Here is a 1,885-nt window from a genome sequence, read left to right on the forward strand (position 1 = left end):
GGCCGAGACCTCAAATCCGAAGGGAACAGCGCATGATGAACACGGCGGACAACGCTCAAGGCACCGCGGAGGGGGCCGGCGCGGCCGGCAAACCCTGCGTGGCCGTGGTGTTCGGGGGCCGCTCCTCCGAGCATTCGGTGTCCTTGGTCACCGCCCGTTCGGTGCTGCGCGCCATCAATCGCGATCGGTGGGACGTGGTGAGCGTTGGCATCGCCACCGATGGCACCTGGTTCCTGTATTCGCAGGAGGAACTGGAGACCCTGTTGGACAGCCGGACCATGGCCGTGTTGCCCGTGGGCGAGAAGCGAGTGACCCTGCCGTTGCAGGTGGGGGAGAACGAGCTGCTCGTCCACGAATACGGGGTCGAAGGCGGCGCACTGACGCGGGGCCGGCACATCGACGCCGTGTTCCCGCTGCTGCACGGGCCGTTCGGAGAGGACGGGACCCTGCAGGGTCTGCTGGAGTTGGCCGACCTGCCCTACGTGGGCTGCGGTGTCTCGGCCTCGGCCATCGGGATGGACAAGCACTTCATGAAGGTCGCCTTCGAGGCCGCCGGGCTGGAGGTCGGTCCCTACACCGTGGTCCACAACCGCGACTGGTTGACCAACCCGGAGCAGGTCCGGAACAACGTGGCCGCGTTGGGTTTCCCCGTCTTCGTCAAGCCCGCTCGCGCCGGTTCTTCGTTCGGGATCACCCGCGTGGACGAGGCCGAAGACCTCGACGCCGCCATCGAGACCGCCCGCAAGCACGACCTGAAGCTCGTGATCGAGGCCGGGATCGACGGCCGCGAAATCGAGTGCGCCGTGCTGGGCGCTCACGAGTGGTCCACCCCTCGTGCGTCCCTGCCCGGTGAGATCGAGGTCCAGGGCCATGACTTCTACGACTTCGAGGCCAAGTACGTAGCGGACGACGGCGCCCGACTGTCCTGTCCCGCGAATCTGCCCGACGATGTGATCGCGACCCTGCGGGAGAAGGCAGTCATAGCATTCGACGCCATTGACGGCGAGGGACTCTCGCGCTGCGATTTCTTTGTCACGCCCGATCACCGCGTGATCATCAACGAGATCAACACGATGCCCGGCTTCACCCCGATTTCCATGTACCCGCGGATGTGGGCGGCGTCCGGAGTGCAGTACCCGGATCTGATCGACGAGCTGATTTCGCTGGCGCTGGAACGCCCCGTGGGACTGCGCTGAGCACCCCGCGAGTCGATCACCGACCGTCCTGGCACCCCGTGGCCCGTTCCGGGTCAGGGGGTGTTCTGCAGGTCCAGGGTGTCGGACACGGACAAGCACGTGTTCTCCTGGGGGATCTGCGCCACCGCACTGCCGGCCTCCACGATCGCGGTGGATGACGGAACACGAGCGGTGTCGAAAAGCAGTTCCACGGCGGGGGAGCGACCGTAGCTGACGGCTCGCCACTGATTCTCCTGACCCTCCACCTCGGAGATCAACCAGTCCACCCCGTTGACGTTGGTGCACGGATCAGTGGTGGGTGCCGGTGGCTCCACTCCGCAGCGCACGATCACACCCGAGGGATCGCCGTAGGCCGTGGTGCCCTGACTCGTGGTGGCCCGCTGGTCCAAATCGCCCATGGTCTCGGGCATGGCCAGCATGGCGGACGCGCACGCGGGATCGGTATTGTGCGGCGCTCCCTCGACCGTGACGGGGGAGCCGCACCCGGTGAGCAACAAGGTCCCCAAAGTCATCGTTGCCAATGCCGCGCGGCGGGTGGAGTTGTGGAGTCCGTGAGATCCGTCCTGGGTGCGCGCGCGGGAGAAGAACATGATCTCCACTGTAGACGCGCTGACCGTGTGGCCTCTGCGAAGCCGGGTGTGCCGCTCGTTACGCTGAACCCATGACCGTTTCCCCCACACCGACCCCCG

The 1,885-nt window shown here is 66.4% G+C and carries 2 protein-coding genes; one reads left to right on the top strand and one right to left on the bottom strand.

The window, feature by feature from the left end; genetic code table 11:
• The first annotated feature begins 32 nt into the window (after positions 1-32).
• Positions 33-1,196: a D-alanine--D-alanine ligase family protein gene (locus Q4E95_RS13940; RefSeq protein WP_303383762.1), complete on the top strand. Its 1,164-nt coding sequence runs from the start codon at positions 33-35 to the stop codon at positions 1,194-1,196.
• A 53-nt stretch (positions 1,197-1,249) separates the two neighbouring features.
• On the opposite strand, the gene Q4E95_RS13945 is transcribed toward Q4E95_RS13940, so the two are convergent.
• Positions 1,250-1,786 (bottom strand): DUF3515 domain-containing protein, encoded by a 537-nt coding sequence (locus Q4E95_RS13945; RefSeq protein ID WP_303383761.1) that lies wholly within the window; start codon positions 1,784-1,786, stop codon positions 1,250-1,252.
• Positions 1,787-1,885: the final 99 nt, after the last annotated feature.

The organism is Kocuria sp. (assembly GCF_030536815.1).
In the GTDB taxonomy this organism is placed as follows: domain Bacteria; phylum Actinomycetota; class Actinomycetes; order Actinomycetales; family Micrococcaceae; genus Kocuria; species Kocuria gwangalliensis.

Excerpts from the sequence above, each read along its gene's own strand:
- Q4E95_RS13945 (WP_303383761.1), bottom strand. The coding sequence starts at position 1,786 with ATGTTCTTCTCCCGCGCGCGCACCCAGGACGGATCTCACGGACTCCAC.
- Q4E95_RS13940 (WP_303383762.1), top strand. The coding sequence starts at position 33 with ATGATGAACACGGCGGACAACGCTCAAGGCACCGCGGAGGGGGCCGGC.